This is a genomic window from Acinetobacter pecorum, assembly GCF_014837015.1.
In the GTDB taxonomy this organism is placed as follows: Bacteria; Pseudomonadota; Gammaproteobacteria; order Pseudomonadales; family Moraxellaceae; genus Acinetobacter; species Acinetobacter pecorum.
Map to the genome: position 1 here is coordinate 1 of NZ_JACSPT010000026.1, position 15,713 is coordinate 15,713.

17 protein-coding genes and 1 pseudogene are annotated in these 15,713 nt (G+C 40.2%); 9 read left to right on the top strand and 9 right to left on the bottom strand.

All coding sequences use genetic code 11. The features are described from left to right. The first annotated feature begins 537 nt into the window (after positions 1–537). From H9629_RS14250 to H9629_RS14265, 4 genes and pseudogenes are all read left to right on the top strand, one after another. Positions 538–822, top strand: coding sequence for a hypothetical protein (locus H9629_RS14250; protein WP_191731353.1), 285 nt, complete (start codon positions 538–540; stop codon positions 820–822). 439 nt (positions 823–1,261) lie between these two features. Beyond that, on the top strand, positions 1,262–1,399 hold the full coding sequence (locus tag H9629_RS15620; RefSeq protein ID WP_404794093.1) for an I78 family peptidase inhibitor: 138 nt from the start codon (positions 1,262–1,264) through the stop codon (positions 1,397–1,399). Positions 1,400–1,734: 335 nt separating this feature from the next. Further along, positions 1,735–1,923, top strand: a pseudogene (locus H9629_RS14260) (I78 family peptidase inhibitor); the annotation flags it as partial. A gap of 460 nt (positions 1,924–2,383) precedes the next feature. Continuing rightward, positions 2,384–3,544, top strand: coding sequence for an MFS transporter (locus H9629_RS14265; RefSeq protein ID WP_191731354.1), 1,161 nt, complete (start codon positions 2,384–2,386; stop codon positions 3,542–3,544). A 22-nt stretch (positions 3,545–3,566) separates the two neighbouring features. Here the strand turns inward: H9629_RS14265 and H9629_RS14270 are convergent, their stop codons facing one another. Both H9629_RS14270 and H9629_RS14275 read right to left on the bottom strand, forming a co-directional pair. Then, entirely contained in the window at positions 3,567–5,057 is a 1,491-nt protein-coding gene (locus tag H9629_RS14270) for an amidase (protein ID WP_064096122.1), read from the bottom strand. Positions 5,058–5,106: 49 nt separating this feature from the next. Beyond that, positions 5,107–6,537 carry a sensor domain-containing diguanylate cyclase gene (locus H9629_RS14275; protein ID WP_191731355.1) on the bottom strand — a complete coding sequence of 477 codons (1,431 nt, stop codon included), beginning with the start codon at positions 6,535–6,537 and terminating at the stop codon, positions 5,107–5,109. A gap of 316 nt (positions 6,538–6,853) precedes the next feature. Between H9629_RS14275 and H9629_RS14280 the strand changes: the two genes are divergently transcribed. After that, positions 6,854–7,297 carry a hypothetical protein gene (locus tag H9629_RS14280; RefSeq protein ID WP_171486399.1) on the top strand — a complete coding sequence of 148 codons (444 nt, stop codon included), beginning with the start codon at positions 6,854–6,856 and terminating at the stop codon, positions 7,295–7,297. 54 nt (positions 7,298–7,351) lie between these two features. On the opposite strand, the gene accC is transcribed toward H9629_RS14280, so the two are convergent. From accC to aroQ, 3 genes are read right to left on the bottom strand one after another with little or no spacing between them, the layout of a single operon-like run. Further along, positions 7,352–8,716, bottom strand: coding sequence for an acetyl-CoA carboxylase biotin carboxylase subunit (gene accC / locus H9629_RS14285; protein WP_144725126.1), 1,365 nt, complete (start codon positions 8,714–8,716; stop codon positions 7,352–7,354). Positions 8,717–8,734: 18 nt separating this feature from the next. Next, positions 8,735–9,151 (bottom strand): acetyl-CoA carboxylase biotin carboxyl carrier protein, encoded by a 417-nt coding sequence (gene accB, locus H9629_RS14290; RefSeq protein WP_100355001.1) that lies wholly within the window; start codon positions 9,149–9,151, stop codon positions 8,735–8,737. 16 nt (positions 9,152–9,167) lie between these two features. Then, the gene (aroQ, locus tag H9629_RS14295; RefSeq protein WP_064096126.1) at positions 9,168–9,623 is read right to left on the bottom strand and encodes a type II 3-dehydroquinate dehydratase; all 456 of its coding nucleotides are present in this window, start codon (positions 9,621–9,623) and stop codon (positions 9,168–9,170) included. A gap of 972 nt (positions 9,624–10,595) precedes the next feature. On the opposite strand from aroQ, the gene ybaK reads away from it, so the two are divergent. From ybaK to H9629_RS14310, 3 genes are all read left to right on the top strand, one after another. Beyond that, complete coding sequence (gene ybaK / locus H9629_RS14300; RefSeq protein ID WP_191731356.1) at positions 10,596–11,063, top strand: Cys-tRNA(Pro) deacylase; 468 nt, start codon at positions 10,596–10,598, stop codon at positions 11,061–11,063. A 193-nt stretch (positions 11,064–11,256) separates the two neighbouring features. Further along, on the top strand, positions 11,257–12,510 hold the full coding sequence (locus H9629_RS14305; RefSeq protein WP_064102139.1) for a YncE family protein: 1,254 nt from the start codon (positions 11,257–11,259) through the stop codon (positions 12,508–12,510). 61 nt (positions 12,511–12,571) lie between these two features. After that, on the top strand, positions 12,572–13,042 hold the full coding sequence (locus H9629_RS14310; RefSeq protein ID WP_064102140.1) for a hypothetical protein: 471 nt from the start codon (positions 12,572–12,574) through the stop codon (positions 13,040–13,042). 125 nt (positions 13,043–13,167) lie between these two features. Here H9629_RS14310 and H9629_RS14315 read toward each other — a convergent pair whose 3' ends face one another. From H9629_RS14315 to tusD, 4 genes are read right to left on the bottom strand one after another with little or no spacing between them, the layout of a single operon-like run. Continuing rightward, a complete protein-coding gene (locus tag H9629_RS14315) occupies positions 13,168–13,479 on the bottom strand; it encodes a TusE/DsrC/DsvC family sulfur relay protein (protein ID WP_064096130.1) in 312 nt (103 codons plus the stop codon). Between the two features lie 14 nt (positions 13,480–13,493). Continuing rightward, positions 13,494–13,778: a DsrH/TusB family sulfur metabolism protein gene (locus H9629_RS14320; RefSeq protein WP_064096131.1), complete on the bottom strand. Its 285-nt coding sequence runs from the start codon at positions 13,776–13,778 to the stop codon at positions 13,494–13,496. A gap of 17 nt (positions 13,779–13,795) precedes the next feature. Beyond that, entirely contained in the window at positions 13,796–14,146 is a 351-nt protein-coding gene (locus H9629_RS14325; protein ID WP_191731357.1) for a hypothetical protein, read from the bottom strand. A gap of 44 nt (positions 14,147–14,190) precedes the next feature. After that, positions 14,191–14,559 carry a sulfurtransferase complex subunit TusD gene (tusD, locus tag H9629_RS14330; protein WP_064096133.1) on the bottom strand — a complete coding sequence of 123 codons (369 nt, stop codon included), beginning with the start codon at positions 14,557–14,559 and terminating at the stop codon, positions 14,191–14,193. 70 nt (positions 14,560–14,629) lie between these two features. On the opposite strand from tusD, the gene H9629_RS14335 reads away from it, so the two are divergent. Next, on the top strand, positions 14,630–15,640 hold the full coding sequence (locus H9629_RS14335; protein WP_191731358.1) for an NAD-dependent epimerase/dehydratase family protein: 1,011 nt from the start codon (positions 14,630–14,632) through the stop codon (positions 15,638–15,640). The last annotated feature ends 73 nt before the right edge of the window (positions 15,641–15,713 follow it).

The window sequence follows — 15,713 nt, forward strand, 5'->3', positions numbered from 1 at the left end:
ATATAAAAATAATAATAGTAAGGTTAGACTTTTGTGTATTCTATCTGCGCTTTATAAAGGTTAAATTGATATATTTTTAGTAGAAATGAAAAAACTAATTAAAATGAATAAAGAACCAAATATCAGTCTAAATCTATATTAGAAAATGTAATTTTTAAAGATTTACATAGGATCTTAACGCTTAAATTTTAATTCTTTTCACTATTTCTTTTTTTTCAAAAATAAATAGGTTAATATTTGAAAAATAGGGAGTTTTATGTTTTTTTGGAGAAGCAGGCTAATAACTATTCGATTATAAAATTATGTCATTAAAATAAAATACTTTAATAATAATTTGTATGGAAAATAAAAATAAAATTATGGCGCAAATCCACCTACTTAATTTATAAGAATTAAGTGGGATTTTTTAATACGAACAAAATGTGAATTTAAGTTTCGTAAAGTAAAGGTTTAAGTACGTTTTCTAACTATTTTAAAATCTAAAAATGTTTTATCTTTTAATGCTTATTAATTCGACCAGAAGATATAGGCATTCACATGACACAGGAAACACTGGTTTTAGTATATGATGAAGCTCTGAAGGTGCATGGTTCAGCTACGCATGACATAAACGGTAAGTTGAAGTTTCTTGCAGAATACTTATCATTGTATGCAAAATTAAGGAATGAAGAAGCTCTTATTGAAATTAAGACTTTGACCGTACGATGCAAATACAGATCTAGGTCTAGAACCTATTGGGTATTCGATATGCCTGAAATATCTAATAAAAAGCTATATATTGAATATCTTTTTGATTTAATTGGCGAATTTAAAAGGCTGTAATAATCATTATAAATTACTAGCAATTGAATATTTAACATCTTTAAGAGACAGAATTTTATAAAACTCATAGATAGGTCATATAGCATTAGGGTCTCTCTATTTTAAACCTCCTTTATTAGGAGGTATTTTTTGCCTGTTAAAAAATCAAGGTTTTAATTTCTGTTTTTAAATCTCTATTTCATAATGTGTATTAAGATTGTTGATAAAGCTAGGCTCATATAAACCGTCTGTCTTAGGTATGATCCTACTTTTATTTATTAAAGATATAAGTTTATGAAATTTATTTATAATTTATCATTTATTCTTGCAGCAGTGGCCTTGAATGCTTGTGCCGGAACTCCAGATAAAGAAGTCGTTTACAAGCCTGAAATGATGAAAAAATAAGTACCTGACAGTGCAGCTAAATTAGCACGTAAGACATTAGCAATGTGAAGCTGATATCAAATCAAAAACAAATGCTGAGGTTGTTAGACTGGTTGCACCGGGTCAACCTATCACTAAGGATTATCATCTAGGACGAATCAATGTAATTGTTGATCCACAAACTCAAAAAATTGTTAAGGCATTTTGTGATTAAAAACTAAAAAGCAATAGTCTACAGAATCTTCTTCGGGAGGTTATTTCCATTATAACTGTTAAAAAAATACGAAATTCGCCAAATCATCAAGCTGAAAGCAAGATACTTTTTTTATTAAGCTTTCTGTTTAAATAGAATGTATAGAGATTGTTGTTAAGCCTGTAGTCGAGGCTACCATATTCTGTATGATTACCTTTTTTATCCTGAAAAGACAAAATTTTATGAAAATTATCCAGAATTTATCTTTAATGTTAGTTGCTGTCGCATTGACAGCATGTGCAAATAATCCTGAACAGATGCCTCCTCACCAAGGAAATACTATGAGCAGCTGTATATCTGATGAAGCAGCAAAACTTGTTGGGCAAACTGGTTTATCTGAAGCGACAATTAAGGCAAAGACTAAAGCTGAAATTGTACGTATGGTGGCGCCTGGCCAGCCGGTAACTTTAGATTACCGTTCAAATAGAATTACAGTAGTTACTGATCCACAAACTAAAATTATCGTTCAAGCATCTTGTGGCTAATAACTCAAGACTGATTAACAAAAAGCCATCTTCGGATGGTTTTTTTATGGTGGCAATTTATGGACGCTCATTAATCTAAAACCCTAACCCATAAGCCTCTATCCAAGAAGAAATCTCGCCATCAATCACAACCATTGCTAACCTAACTTATTCAGATGTGAAAAAGCGGCAATTTGAATTCATGCCAAATAAGATCAAGTGCATATTCAAAATAAATTTCCATATTTAAATATCGTAGATCACTGATTAAAATGACGAGATCTATGAATCCCAAATTATTTTTAAAAAGAATTATATAAAATTCCAAGAGTGATAAAATTATAAGAATTAGCAATTTAGAAAGGAATCTACAAAAATAAAATTTGTAGATTGTAGAAATGCAAAATAAGGTCAATTCAGTGCAGTTAAGAACCACTTTTAGTAAGTTGCAAGTTTTGAAAATACAAGGATATAGATATCTATGCCAGCTCTAGCAATTCAGCATAGACTCAGTGGATTCTACTTTTTTTACTATGCAATTGTCGGGGCGTTCCTGCCTTTTTGGAGTCTGTATCTTGAAGATCAGGGCTTCAATTATCAGGAAATCGGGATTTTATCCTCTATTGCTATTATTACCCGGTTCTTTGCGCCGTTGATTTGGGGCTGGATTGCAGACAAGTCGGGTAAGCGAATGCTGCTGGTGCGTATAGCCACCTGGATGGAAGCTTGTATCTGGCTCATGATTTTCATTATTCCGAATAGCTTTCAATCTGTAGCCTTGCTAATGCTGATTTTCAGTTTCTTTCAGAATGCTATTCTTGCTCAGTTTGAAGGCGTAACCTTGTTCTGGCTCGGAGAAAAAAGAGCAGAGCTCTATGGCAAAGTACGAAAATGGGGATCTGTCGGTTTTATAATCGGTGTATTCGGCTTAGGTACCGTCTTTGAAGTTATCAGCATCAGCATGTTGCCAGTCTTGTTGCTCTGTATTTCATTTCTGGCCTTTCTCTGGTCATTTACTATTAAAGAACCAAGGGCGGCACCCGCTGCACAGAAACAGCTCGAACCTTTATGGCCGATATTCAAACGTCCTGTCGTGTATAGTTTTTTTCTGATTGAATTAATTCTGCTTTTTTCGCATGCACCATTCTATAGTTTTTATAGCAATTATCTAAGTCAGACAGGATTTAGTACCAGCCAGATTGGTGTGCTGTGGTCAGTCGGAGTTATTGCGGAAATTATCATGTTTGCCTATGCAACATTCTTTCTGACACGCTGGTCATGGCGTCATCTGGTCACAGTATGTTTATTAATGACCGGATTGAGATGGTTGATGGTCGGGATGCTTCCTGCCTCATTCCTGGCACAGTTTTTTGCTCAAACGATTCATGCTTTCAGTTTTGGCTTGTTTCATATGATCGCAATGCGGGTGATTTTTCAGAACTTCTCTGCAGGGCAGCAAGGACGTGGACAGGCACTTTATAGCACTATGTGGGGGATCGGGGTGGCAAGCGGTAGTATTCTGGCTGGTTATTATTGGGATCAAATAGGCGGAACATCTATCTTTATCGCTGCTGCGGCATCGACCTTGTCAGGTTTATTGCTGGTTTTCGGGTTGCCTAACAAAGTCGAACTGCAAAAATAGGCTTGAACATATTATCTTGACATTAAATACGGATTTTTGAGTATTGCTCAAACCACGGCTGTGCCTGCTCCAGTTGGGCCGCCAGTTGGAGCAGTAGATCTTCACGTGCAAACGGCGCAATAAACTGTGAACCGAGCGGCAGGTTCTGGTCATTCCAGTACAGCGGTACCGACATTGCCGGAAGGCCGGTAATATTGGCGAGCTGGGTAAAGGGCACCCATTTCAGATTTTCTTTAACAATTTTATCGACCAGTTTGCCTTGTGCCAGCAAATGGGCTTTACCCACATTCAATAAAGCTTTTAAAATTGGTTTTTGCCAAGCAGGTGTTTTGACCTCACCATTTTTTGGAGCCACTGTGGCCGTTGCAGGCGTCAAATACAGATCATAATCATCAAAGAAATGATTCATCTGGGTTACATACTGACCCCAGTTATTTAGGTTCTGAATATAATCCAGCGCGCTGGTCTTGGCTCCGAAGGCGGCCAGTGCCAAAGAGTCCAATTCAAAATCATTCGATCTAGACGGATAGCTTTTCTGGATTTCATCCAGCATGAAAGAAAACTGGCTAAACCATGTGGTAATAAAATCCTTGGCCAACTGCATCCCATCAATCGCTGGACGGTCTTCAATCACTTCATGACCCAGAGACTCTAGTAGTTTTGCTGTATGTTTAATAGCTTGAATTGCATCCTGAGAGACAGGTGTGCCAATCGTAGAATAAGTGCTAAACGCGATTTTCAGCTTCTTGGGTGGCTGCTGAATCACATCCAGATAATGATGTTGAGGACGTTGAATTTTAAACAGTGAACTATGATCTTCACCATGAGTAGCATCCAGCATTGCAGCACTGTCACGCACCGTTTTGGTTAATACATGCTGAATCGCAGCGCCATGCATGGCTTCACTCATTTGTGGTCCCCAAGGTGTACGGCCTCGACTCGGTTTCAGGCCGAAAAGGCCACAATAGGAGGCAGGGATACGAATCGAGCCACCACCATCGCCAGCACCCGCAATTGGCACAATTCCGGCTGCCACAGCAGAAGCCGAACCACCTGAAGAGCCGCCACTATTATGCTGTAAATTCCACGGATTTTTACAGATGCCCCAAGCATCTGGTTCAGTAATACCTTTAATGCCAAATTCAGGCGTATTGGTGCGTCCAAAGGTCACAATTCCGGCTTTTTCCCAGCGATTGACAATCTCGGCATTGGTCTCGGCGATATAACTGATCCGTTTTAAACCCTGACAGCCATAAGAAGTCGGATAGCCTGCATATTCCTGAAACAGGTCTTTGACCAGAAAAGGTACACCGGCAAAAGGGCCAGACAGATTTTGCTGGCTACGTTTTAACGCATGTTCATGCATCGGGATGATAATTGCATTCAGCTCGGGATTGGCAATTGAGCTACGTTCCAGGGCAGCAGATAAAAGTTCACTTGAATGTACCTGTTTATTGCGGACCAGTTCAGCGAGCCCTAAACCGTCATATTGTAGATATTCTTCTAATTTCATTGCCCTTCCCTAGCGTTGATACTGTTTTAAGGTTGTAGAGGTTTTATGCTTAAGATGCAAGTACCACCTGATTGCGCCCACGATGTTTGGCCTGATATAGGGCTTGGTCTGCAATATTAATCAGGTTTTGCAGATCTTGGGAGTTGGGTTCATTTTGGTGGGTGATGCCTATGCTCACTGTAATATACAAAGATGAGCCATCTGATTGATGCATCGGGGTTTTCTCCACAAGGTCTCGAATCCGTTCTGCAATGATGCGGGCTTCTGAAGGCTCAGTATTCCAGAGTAAGAGTACAAATTCTTCTCCGCCAATGCGTGCAAATAGATCTTGGGCACGTAAGTTGTTACGTACAATTTGTGCAAAGTGTTGCAGGACTTTATCACCGACATGATGGCCAAAATGATCGTTCAGGCGTTTGAAATAATCAATATCCAGCATGATCACTGAAAATTCCATCGTCTTGGCATATTGCAGTAAATATTCGCCTTTCTTAAAGAAGAAATGACGATTCATGGTTCGCGTTAGACTATCGTGATTAGCCAGATATAGAACCCGTTTAAACAGTTCATTGCGGTTTTGGCTGATAATACACAGGATGAGCGGAGATAAGGCCAGCATAAACAGCCCGATCCGCAGTGAAATATAAATCGTGGAATCGGCCAGTATGGTGTGATTGGTTGCATAAAACTGTGTCAGGCTGTAATAGGTCAAAATGATGACAAAAGCATTGATCATGGTCATGGTAAACAGGCGATAGGTCAATGCAGCCCAGATCAGTGCAGCCAAAGGGTAGAGCATTGCGCCCGGGCCTGCAAAAATATTGGTAATGATGACACAGGCCACGACTGAAGATGCCGGTAAAAAATAGCTGAAATAATTACGTTTTTGACGACGGTTTTTAAATAGATACTGCAGGTCTTTTATTCTTGGGAATGCCAAGATTAAAGGGAGAAACACAATATAATTCACCATTTCACCGGTCCACCACAGACCAAAATCAATCCATAAATTTTCTTTGGTCATGAATGAATTTGGTAGATTCGGCAAGGTGAGAACTGCAAAGGCTGCACTGGCCAGACAGCCTGCAAAAGCGAAGATGCCAAATAAATGAACAAAGGTATAACCGGTATTATAGTATTTGTAATTAATCTTGAAATATCGAATAAAAAATATCGAAACAATGGTACTAATCAAATTGGAAAGGGTAAGAAACAGGCTATGCAGTAAACCATTCCCGGTGACCAGATCTGCAAACATAAAAGCACTGAACGCGCCTAACCAGCCTCCCAGATTATTTAAATGTGGAAAGCGTAAAAATAGGGCCAGCAAAGCCGCGTTCGCCGGCCATAATAAGGCCAGATACTCTAGCGGTCTGGTTGCGATCCCAATAAGACAACATACTAAAACAGCAAAAACAATAACGAAATAAGCATGAGTTTCATGATTTAATTGTTTTTCTGTTATTCGAGCTAATTGCAAATTTAAAATCCTATATTCAAATTTTTAAGTGTGAATGATCACTTTGTTTAGCAACTAAGTTTGACCCAAAATATGATTTTATTGTTTGATTAATCTGTTATTAATACGAACTATTAAGATTCTTATATACGAAATATATACAAAAAAAATCAGAAAAGAAATCTATGTTTTTAAACAATGTGATAAATAGTTTCTGACTCTGTATTGAAATTGCGTTAGAGTGGGACATGATCCCAATAAATATGATAATTTAGAATTAATTGTTAAAAAGATGCCAGTAAATATGAAAAAAACATGTCTTAGCCTTATCTTAATCATGAGCTCACCTTGGCTAATGGCGACAGAAAATAAAAAATCAGAGAATACTCCAGTTAAAACTGCTGAAATTCCAAATACCTTTACTGTTAAAACCCGTCCGGAAATTGTCGGTTTGTGGGGGATGGAAATTCCGAATAATAAAAAGTGCATCGAATATTATAATTTTAAGGGAAATAATAATGTTGTGATCAAAAGTGGCGACGAATGGACATCAGGGTTATATGATTATCAACCCGCACAAGACCCTTCGCAGCAGATTCCCGCACTAATTCTGCAAGTGAAATATGATAATAATGAAAAAGACTGCTCGGGTAACCAAGTTGACCAATCTGGTGAAATTTCACAGTATTTTGTGAAATGGCAAAACTCTTATACGATTAATTTCTGTGCCAATGAAAAAGCTGAGCAATGTTTTGCCGTCCTCAGACGCGTATTGCCTTAGATTGCAAACAATAAAAAACCGCTGAATGACAGCGGTTTTTTTATAAGCTTGGTTTTAGGCGTTGTCTTCAGCATTTTCAAGCTGCTTTAACAAATGTTTTTCCAGATAATGAATATCCATTGCCTGTTTGCAGAAGTTCTTGTCCTGAAGGATTAAATCTTTATGCAAAGGAATATTGGTTTTCACACCAGTCAGAATCATTTCGTCCAGAGCATTTCTCATGCGCGAAATAGACGTTTCACGATCCTTACCATGTGCAATCAGTTTCGCAATCATCGAATCATAATAGGGTGGAATGCTATAACCTGGATAAACATGTGAATCCAGGCGAATGCCCGCACCCCCTGGTGCATAAAAGTTTTCGATCTTGCCTGGTGAAGGTAAGAAGGTAGAGGGATCTTCTGCGTTAATACGGCATTCAATCGCATGCCCCAAAACCTTGACATCTTCTTGCTGGATATCGAGACCTAAACCACCCGCAATACGCAATTGCTGTTCAATAATATCAATACCCGTAACCATTTCTGTCACCGGATGTTCAACCTGAACACGCGTATTCATTTCAATAAAGAAGAATTCATCATCTTCAAACAAGAATTCGAAGGTACCCGCACCACGATATTGCATCAGCTTACATGCATTCACACAAGCTTCCAGAATGTCAGCACGTGCTTGCTCTGGCAAGTTCGGTGCTGGAGCTTCTTCCAGTACTTTTTGGTGGCGGCGCTGCAGCGAGCAGTCACGATCATACAGATGAATCGCATGGCCATTACCATCGGCGAGTACTTGTACTTCGACATGACGTGGCTTTTGCAGGAAACGTTCCATATAGACCGTATCATCTCCAAACCACATTTCTGCATCACGCTGTGCAGCCTGAACTGATTCCAGCAGGGTATCGACATTTTCCACGATACGCATACCACGACCACCACCGCCAGAAGCGGCTTTGACGATCAGCGGGAAACCGATTTCTTTCGCTTCAGCCAAGGCATTATTAGGCGTCACTGCATGAGCTGAACCGGGTACAGTCGGGACACCCGCTTTACGCATGGCCATAATCGCAGAAACTTTGTTCCCCATTAAACGAATATGTTCAGGACGTGGACCAATAAAGATAAAACCAGAATTTTCTACGATTTCGGCAAATTCTGCATTTTCAGCGAGGAAGCCATAGCCAGGATGGATAGCGTCTGCACCGGTAATTTCGGCAGCAGTAATAATCGCTGGAATATTCAGGTAGCTGTCACTGCTCGCACCTGGGCCAATGCATACTGCTTCATCACAGAAACGCAAATGCATTAGGTCCTTGTCTGCGTCAGAATAGACACCTACAGTTTTGATCCCTAAAGTTCTGCAAGCTCGGGTGATGCGTAACGCAATCTCACCACGGTTTGCAATTAAAACTTTTTGCAACATTATAAATCCCCGGGGTGATTAAGCGCGGTAGCGGAAAAGTGGTTGACCGAATTGAATCACTTCACCATTTTTCACCAGAATTTCTTCAATCACACCGCTTTGAGTGGCTTCAATCGGGTTCATGATTTTCATTGCTTCGATAATACCGAGCGTATCGCCTGCAGAAACGGTCTGGCCAACTTTAACAAATGTCGGTTCACCTGGGCTTGGTGCTGCATAGAACACGCCGACCATTGGTGAAGTTTCAACAGCACCGCGAGGAGATTTTGCCACTGGCGCTTCGGCTGCTGGTGCAGGCATCGCAGGAACAGCTGCTGCAACCACTGGATTACGACGAGTTAATGCAATCGATTGATCGCCTTCTTTAACTTCGATCGCCTGTAAGTCAGATTCAATCATCAAATCGATGAGTTTCTTGATTTTACGGATATCCATGAGACAGTATTCCTAATTAAGATTGTGTAGAAGATTGTATTTTTTCAATGACATAATCGAGGGCAGCAGCATAGCCTTTTGCACCCAGACCACAGATCACACCGATGGCTTTATCGGACAAGTACGAATGATGTCGAAATGCCTCACGTGCGTGCACATTCGACAGATGGACTTCAATGAAAGGAATGGCGACGCCAAGGAGGGCATCGCGAACCGCAACAGAGGTATGGGTCAATGCTGCCGGATTAATAATGATGTATTGAACGCCGTCTTGCTGGGCTTGATGAATCCGGTCAACAATGGCACCTTCCCAGTTGCTCTGGAAAGTTTCAAGTTGTAATGTGGCCTGTTGAGCTTGGACAGTCAGTTGCTGGTTAATATCATCAAGACTAAGGTGACCATAAACTTCCGGTTCGCGCTTCCCAAGCAAGTTTAAATTCGGTCCATGAATAACCAAAATGGTCGAACTCATCCAGCATGCTCCAATTAAAAAGTATCGGGTTTTGTTTGCAAGATGTCTGCAAACTCTGCTTATTATTGCATGATTTTCTACATTACTATTTATAATTTCTTTGAATTGACGTAGAAAGCATATAGCAAACAGTGGCGCTATAATGAAAACTTTGCAGAGATTTGGCAATGTTAAAAAATTACAATTCGCGAGGTATTCATATTATTTTCATTGTAAACCCAATTGGCAAAAACAGTTAATATCCTTTGTGTAACTGTATCTTCATGTTAACGCTAAATTCTTCCTCTTAGTGATATTTTTAATTTTAAACAGCTTTTTCCTGACAAATTTGAATGCGGTATATAAGTTGAATCCGGTAAAAACTCTCAGATTAATGTTGAAAATTTTTCTGCTCATTTCTTTTGGATAAAAGTGATAATTTCCTCCGTATCAGGTAATGAAATTTAAAAAAACCTAAAATAAGACAATAACTTAATGGGTTTTACTTGATGTAAATTTGCATTTTTTTCAAAGAGTCTAAAATTAGTCATATCTCTCTAAATTCAGTTGTGCATCATAAATATGATTTCAAGAGGTACTTTATTGCCGAGATATACAGTCTGTATCTCGGCAAGTTTGACAGAAGATCCTTGGAATATTTACTTCCTATTTATAAGCTAGATGAAGTGACGAATGTGTTCATCTTCATATTTTCTTGCAATCAAAAAATGACCTCTCTAACGCTTAGATAGTGGCAAAAACGCATACATTTGCTGTAATTTTGCTCATCTCCATCTTTGTAATAAAAACTTAAAAAAATGCTGATAGCCACAATGATTGACTAAAAAATGAAGGCTTTAAAACAAAATAGGTTTGAAGAGGCCAGAATAGGGATTTAAAGCAAAATTTGCTCTTTAGTTAGTTCATCTGATTTAACTTCTCGAACCAATATTTATATAATCATATGATTTCTCATCACCCATAAGACTTTCCATGACCCCTGCATGTAAATTGTTAAAAGTAAATAAAATTGAATACAGCATTCACGAATATGAACATAATGCCAATGCCAAAAGTTTTGGACTGGAGGCTGCTGAAAAATTGGGGCTTTCTGTAGAGGAAGTCTTTAAAACCTTACTGGTGACGGATGATAAACAATATTTTGTTGCCGTATTGCCGGTACATCATCAGCTTAACCTGAAAAAAGTAGCCCAGGCCGTGGGATGTAAAAAACTCCAGATGGCAGATCCTAAACAGGCAGAACGCTTGACTGGTTATCTGGTTGGGGGAATTAGCCCTATTGGCCAGAAGAAACGGTTAAAAACAGTAATTGATGCAAGTGCCGAACAGTTGAACAAGATTTATGTGAGTGGAGGTAAAAGAGGACTGGATATAGGACTAAAACCGGCCGATCTTGCCAAAGTGCTCAATGCCCAGTTTGTCGATGTGCTGGATACATAAAATCACAGCAAGATGTTCTTTTAAATTCAGAGAATATAGAACGATAAATTTAAATGAGCTGTATTTTTTTTGGTCGGAAATAACAGTAAATCATCTTATACATTTGTATATTAGAGGCGTGAAAACACAGCCTGACTGTGTCTATAACAAGGAATAAAAACAAAAATACAAATTATTATGCGGAGCATAAGGGATGAAAATTCAAAATAAAAAATGGCCAAAGTTCTGTCTGACCTTGTCTGCGATGGCGATACTATCTGCGTTGCCAAGTGTACAGGCCGCTTCTACACCTTCAGTTGCACCTGCTAATTCTCAGCAGGTTTTCTTTGTCGGAAATAACTGGGATGGCACGGTCACTGTGATTCGTCCATCAGGTGATTTTGGCAAAATCGGTGTCATTAACATGATTCCTGACCGGAAAGAGCGCCTTAAGGAAATTCACCTGAATCCAATCAAGCTGATTGCCTATACTTACATTCAGGCCACAGCAGGGGAAGGGAATGATCAACTGGTGGATGATATGTACTCTACGCCAGACGGGCAATCAGTGGTCGCATCACGCCCAAGTTTCGCCGATGTCGTATCAATCAATATCAAAACTGGCAAGATTAACTGGCGCACACCTGTTGAAGGCTTTCGTGCCGACCATATGGCGGTATCACCAGATGGACAACGGGTCGCCGTATCTGCATCTTCAGGAAATGTAGTGCATGTACTGGATATCAATACCGGTAAAGAAGTAGGTCGTTTCAGCACGGGCGATAAACCGCATGAAAATATTTATTTTGATGGCGGCAACAAGATTCTGAACTCTGCTATCGGCAACGTGGAAACCTCGATGGATGCCCAATGGCAAGATTTTACCAAAGGAAAGCGTTTTATCACCATCGCAGATGCCAATACCCATCAGGTGTTGAGAAAAATTGACTTCAGACCCGCACTGGATGCATTTGGCCGAAAAGATTTGTCCAACTCAGTACGACCAATGGTATTTAGTAAGGATGAAACCAAACTGTATGCCCAGGTTTCATTCTTTAATGGTTTGATTGAATACGATCTGAACCAGAACAAGATTAGCCGGATTGGACAGTTGCCAGGGAGCGACAGTATTCCGAAAGATCGGACAAAATGGGTGAATGATTCGCGCCATCATGGCCTATCGATCAGTGCTGATGGTGAAAAGCTTTGTGTTGCGGGAACTATGGACAATTATGCCACTATTGTTGATCGCAAGACGCTGACTGCCGGGAAACTGATTTCTGCGGGTAAACCGTATTGGGCAACGCGTAGCCCGGACGGTCGTAGCTGTGTGATTTCCGAAAGTGAAACTGATGTGGTTACCGTGATTGATTTTGCTACTGGCAATAAAGTGCTTAGTGTACCAGTAGGAAATCACCCACAACGTGTCCGGATTGGTTATGCGCCTGCAGACTGGTCAACACCGTAGTTGATGAGTAGAAAAGACAGCTTTTGAATAGGGGCTGTCTTTTTAAGCTGAGGACACAAAGATGAATAATAAAACAATTCAGTTATATGTATTGATTACATTGCTCTTGTTTGGAGCCTTACTGGGTATTGGCTATCAAATACGAAAAGAAATCTATCAAACCCATCTTACTAATCAACCCCATTCTGCTCCCGTCCAGCCAGCTGAAAAATCTGCAAATGATGCCTCTGTCAGCTCTACTGCTAATAGTCAAACCAATAAAACCGGACAAAATAATGCATCTGCAAAGCAAAGTGAATTGTTAAGGCAGCAGCAACAATTATATCTGGACTTTTCCACGATGATTAATGCATTAAGTGAAGGACAACGACCCGATCTTCAACAGGTCAGCTTACTAATCACTCAGCAGCAGAAGCTGGTAGAGGCTCAACAGGTCAGCAAGGCCGAGGCGAAAGCACAGATTGAGTTTCTGATCAAAGTCTTGCCTGAAATGGAACATGAACTGCATCGGGCCTTACGAGCTTTAGATTAAACCTGTATTTGCTGTCTGCAGGCTACTTGTATCTTTAATTATTCTAGAAGTGAAAATTGATCGCATAAAAAAGCCCGAATAAAAAGTCAGGCTTTTACAGACAAAATATCGAAGACTTGACAGCTTTATAAACAGTTCGCAGGCTTGGGTACGCCGGCCAAACGGCTTAAGTGACGTGCCACCAGACCAGTATTAAACTTTTCCTGAAGCATGGCATTATTGATATCGGCACTGACAGTTTTCATTAAAAATTTGATTAGAGGGCGCGTTGCTGGTGAATGGCCAAACTGCTGATAGAACTGACGCACCGCTTGCAGAATTTCAAAATGCCATGGGGTCAAGTCAAGGTCCAGGCTATTGGCTAGGAGTTGAGCGACCTCTTCATTCCAGATGGTGTAGTCAACCAGATGACCATCTTGATCCAATTCTAAATTCATATTTAACCCATTCATTATTTCATTGAAATGCAGCGATTAAACTGGAGGCAAAGAGCAGCAAAATCTGCATAATTCAACAATTTTACTTGATCAGGTAAGGGCTGTATCAAGAGTTCAGCATCATTTTTCAGCATATAAATTTGCGGCAAGCTTTGTAGAAATGAATGCTCTAGCAACAAAACCGCTTCACCCATCAGCACGACCTGATCGCTCATTGTATAAATCTGAGCCAATTGATCGAGGATCTGTGCAGTTGCCGAATAGCTGGATTGGATCAGATAAAGTGTATGATTTGACATTTGTATATCCTTATTCCTTACCAATACAGCACATGATCAAAGCTTTTAATAAATTCAGGATTAAGCTCAATAAATTCGATTTCTTGTTCGCTCTGCGTCACAAATGGGGAATTTTGATTTTTCTGCTCAATCAGAATCGGAGTGAGATCATAAAACTCGAAACTGTCGACCATATTTGATGCCAGTTTAAATGCATGTTGCAACTGGTCAAATTGCAGCTCTGAACGCAGCAGACTAAGGGCGGCCCCTTGTAGCAGGACTTTAACTTCTGCGCCAAAAGTTGCCAGGACCATTGTCGCAGACAGGCTTTCATGCACCTGCAGGCTGGTCAGATTGGCTTGGGTTAATATAACAAGTACAGATTTCACACAAGATTCCTTGGAAAAGCAACACATTCTAAAAAATGGAACATCTAGAATTGAATCAGACGTTGTGAGGATTGAACAGCATCGGCAAGTTCACCTAAACCGACCAATTCAAACGCATCTGCCAGATTATGCTGCTGAATATTGTGACGTTGAGCATTGTCCGGATCTGTAATTCCACGCGCCAATGCTGCACTTACACAGACTGGGAGGCGAATCTGCAGAGCTTGCCATGCATGTGTAAGATGACGTTGATCGTCGGGTACCCATTGCAGTGCATTTGCGACCGATACGCCGTCCTGATAGAAAAACACACGGAATGCTTCCTGCTTATCCTGCAAAGCCTGAGCTAAACCCAAGGCATGCCAGGCATAGATGGAAGTCGGTGCGGAGGTAACAAGAATTAAGGTACTCATCGAAATTCACTACAGGCTAGATCAATAGCAACAGATTGATCTTGGCTTCATTAGAAAGTAGGTAGTATAAATGATTTTAGTGACGGGTGGATTAGGCTTTTTAGGCTCACATATTGCTTTAAGTCTGTTAGCACAAGGACTAGAGGTCATTGTGGTCGATAATTTGGCCAATGCTAACTTACAGACTCTGGAGCGTCTCGAATTTATTTCTGGTATGTATGTGCCTTTTATCAAGATTGATATTCGCAACACGCCAGCATTGAACAAAGTCTTTGAGCAGAATTCGATTCAGGCTGTGGTGCATACCGCAAGTTTTAAGTCACTGGAAGAATCAGTATTAAAACCACTTGAATATTATAATGATAATGTCAGCTGTATTATGAGTCTCATGCGTGCCATGCAGCGTACCGGGGTACGTCATCTGGTACATTTATCCAGTTTGGCGGTATATGGCCAATCTGGCACAGACTTAAGCGAAGATCTGCCTTTTAACTTTACTTATCCTAATCCTTATATCAAGTCGCAACAGATGGTGGAGGAAATTATTCGGGATACCACTAAAACTGACAATGAATGGCGGATTGCGATCCTGCGTCTTTCCAATATTGCCGGTGCCTTTGAGCATGGTATCTTAGGGGAAGCAGTACCACCTTTACCGAAAAATATTGTACCTCTGGCAATGCAGGTCGCTGCGCAGCAACGTGAATATCTTGAATTACGCCGTCAGGCCCATACTGCGGATGGCACAGTAGAGCGGAGTTTTCTGCATGTCGCAGACTGTTGTGATGCCGTGATCAAATCCTTACAGTGGTTGTCACAACAGCAGGAATTAAAGTGTGAAGCCTTTAATATTGCCGGAGAACTGATTTCCATACAGGCTTTACTGGATCAGCTTGCTGAAGTCACCCAGTCTGCAATTAAAACTGTGGATGCCTTACCTTATCCCCATGCTGAGCTGGACCAGTTAGGTGCGAATACTGAAAAGGCACAACAGGTTTTGCATTGGCAAAGGCAGCGCTCGATCAGAAAGATACTTGAGGATGAATGGTTGTTTTATCAAAATATTCTCAAAGGGCAGTAAATTAGATTTTTAATTTAATATTTGATAATAATTATCATTTACATATTTAATGTAATCGACTACTTTAAATTAT

Bases quoted from the DNA above. Each gene is read 5' to 3' on its own strand.
- H9629_RS14315 (WP_064096130.1), bottom strand. From the start codon at position 13,479: ATGAATTTAGAATTGGATCAAGATGGTCATCTGGTTGACTACACCATC.
- H9629_RS14250 (WP_191731353.1), top strand. From the start codon at position 538: ATGACACAGGAAACACTGGTTTTAGTATATGATGAAGCTCTGAAGGTG.
- accC (WP_144725126.1), bottom strand. From the start codon at position 8,716: ATGTTGCAAAAAGTTTTAATTGCAAACCGTGGTGAGATTGCGTTACGC.
- H9629_RS14270 (WP_064096122.1), bottom strand. From the start codon at position 5,057: ATGAAATTAGAAGAATATCTACAATATGACGGTTTAGGGCTCGCTGAA.
- H9629_RS14305 (WP_064102139.1), top strand. From the start codon at position 11,257: ATGAAAATTCAAAATAAAAAATGGCCAAAGTTCTGTCTGACCTTGTCT.
- H9629_RS14280 (WP_171486399.1), top strand. From the start codon at position 6,854: ATGAGCTCACCTTGGCTAATGGCGACAGAAAATAAAAAATCAGAGAAT.
- H9629_RS14320 (WP_064096131.1), bottom strand. From the start codon at position 13,778: ATGTCAAATCATACACTTTATCTGATCCAATCCAGCTATTCGGCAACT.
- ybaK (WP_191731356.1), top strand. From the start codon at position 10,596: ATGACCCCTGCATGTAAATTGTTAAAAGTAAATAAAATTGAATACAGC.
- H9629_RS14335 (WP_191731358.1), top strand. From the start codon at position 14,630: ATGATTTTAGTGACGGGTGGATTAGGCTTTTTAGGCTCACATATTGCT.
- H9629_RS14265 (WP_191731354.1), top strand. From the start codon at position 2,384: ATGCCAGCTCTAGCAATTCAGCATAGACTCAGTGGATTCTACTTTTTT.
- aroQ (WP_064096126.1), bottom strand. From the start codon at position 9,623: ATGAGTTCGACCATTTTGGTTATTCATGGACCGAATTTAAACTTGCTT.
- H9629_RS14310 (WP_064102140.1), top strand. From the start codon at position 12,572: ATGAATAATAAAACAATTCAGTTATATGTATTGATTACATTGCTCTTG.
- tusD (WP_064096133.1), bottom strand. From the start codon at position 14,559: ATGAGTACCTTAATTCTTGTTACCTCCGCACCGACTTCCATCTATGCC.
- accB (WP_100355001.1), bottom strand. From the start codon at position 9,151: ATGGATATCCGTAAAATCAAGAAACTCATCGATTTGATGATTGAATCT.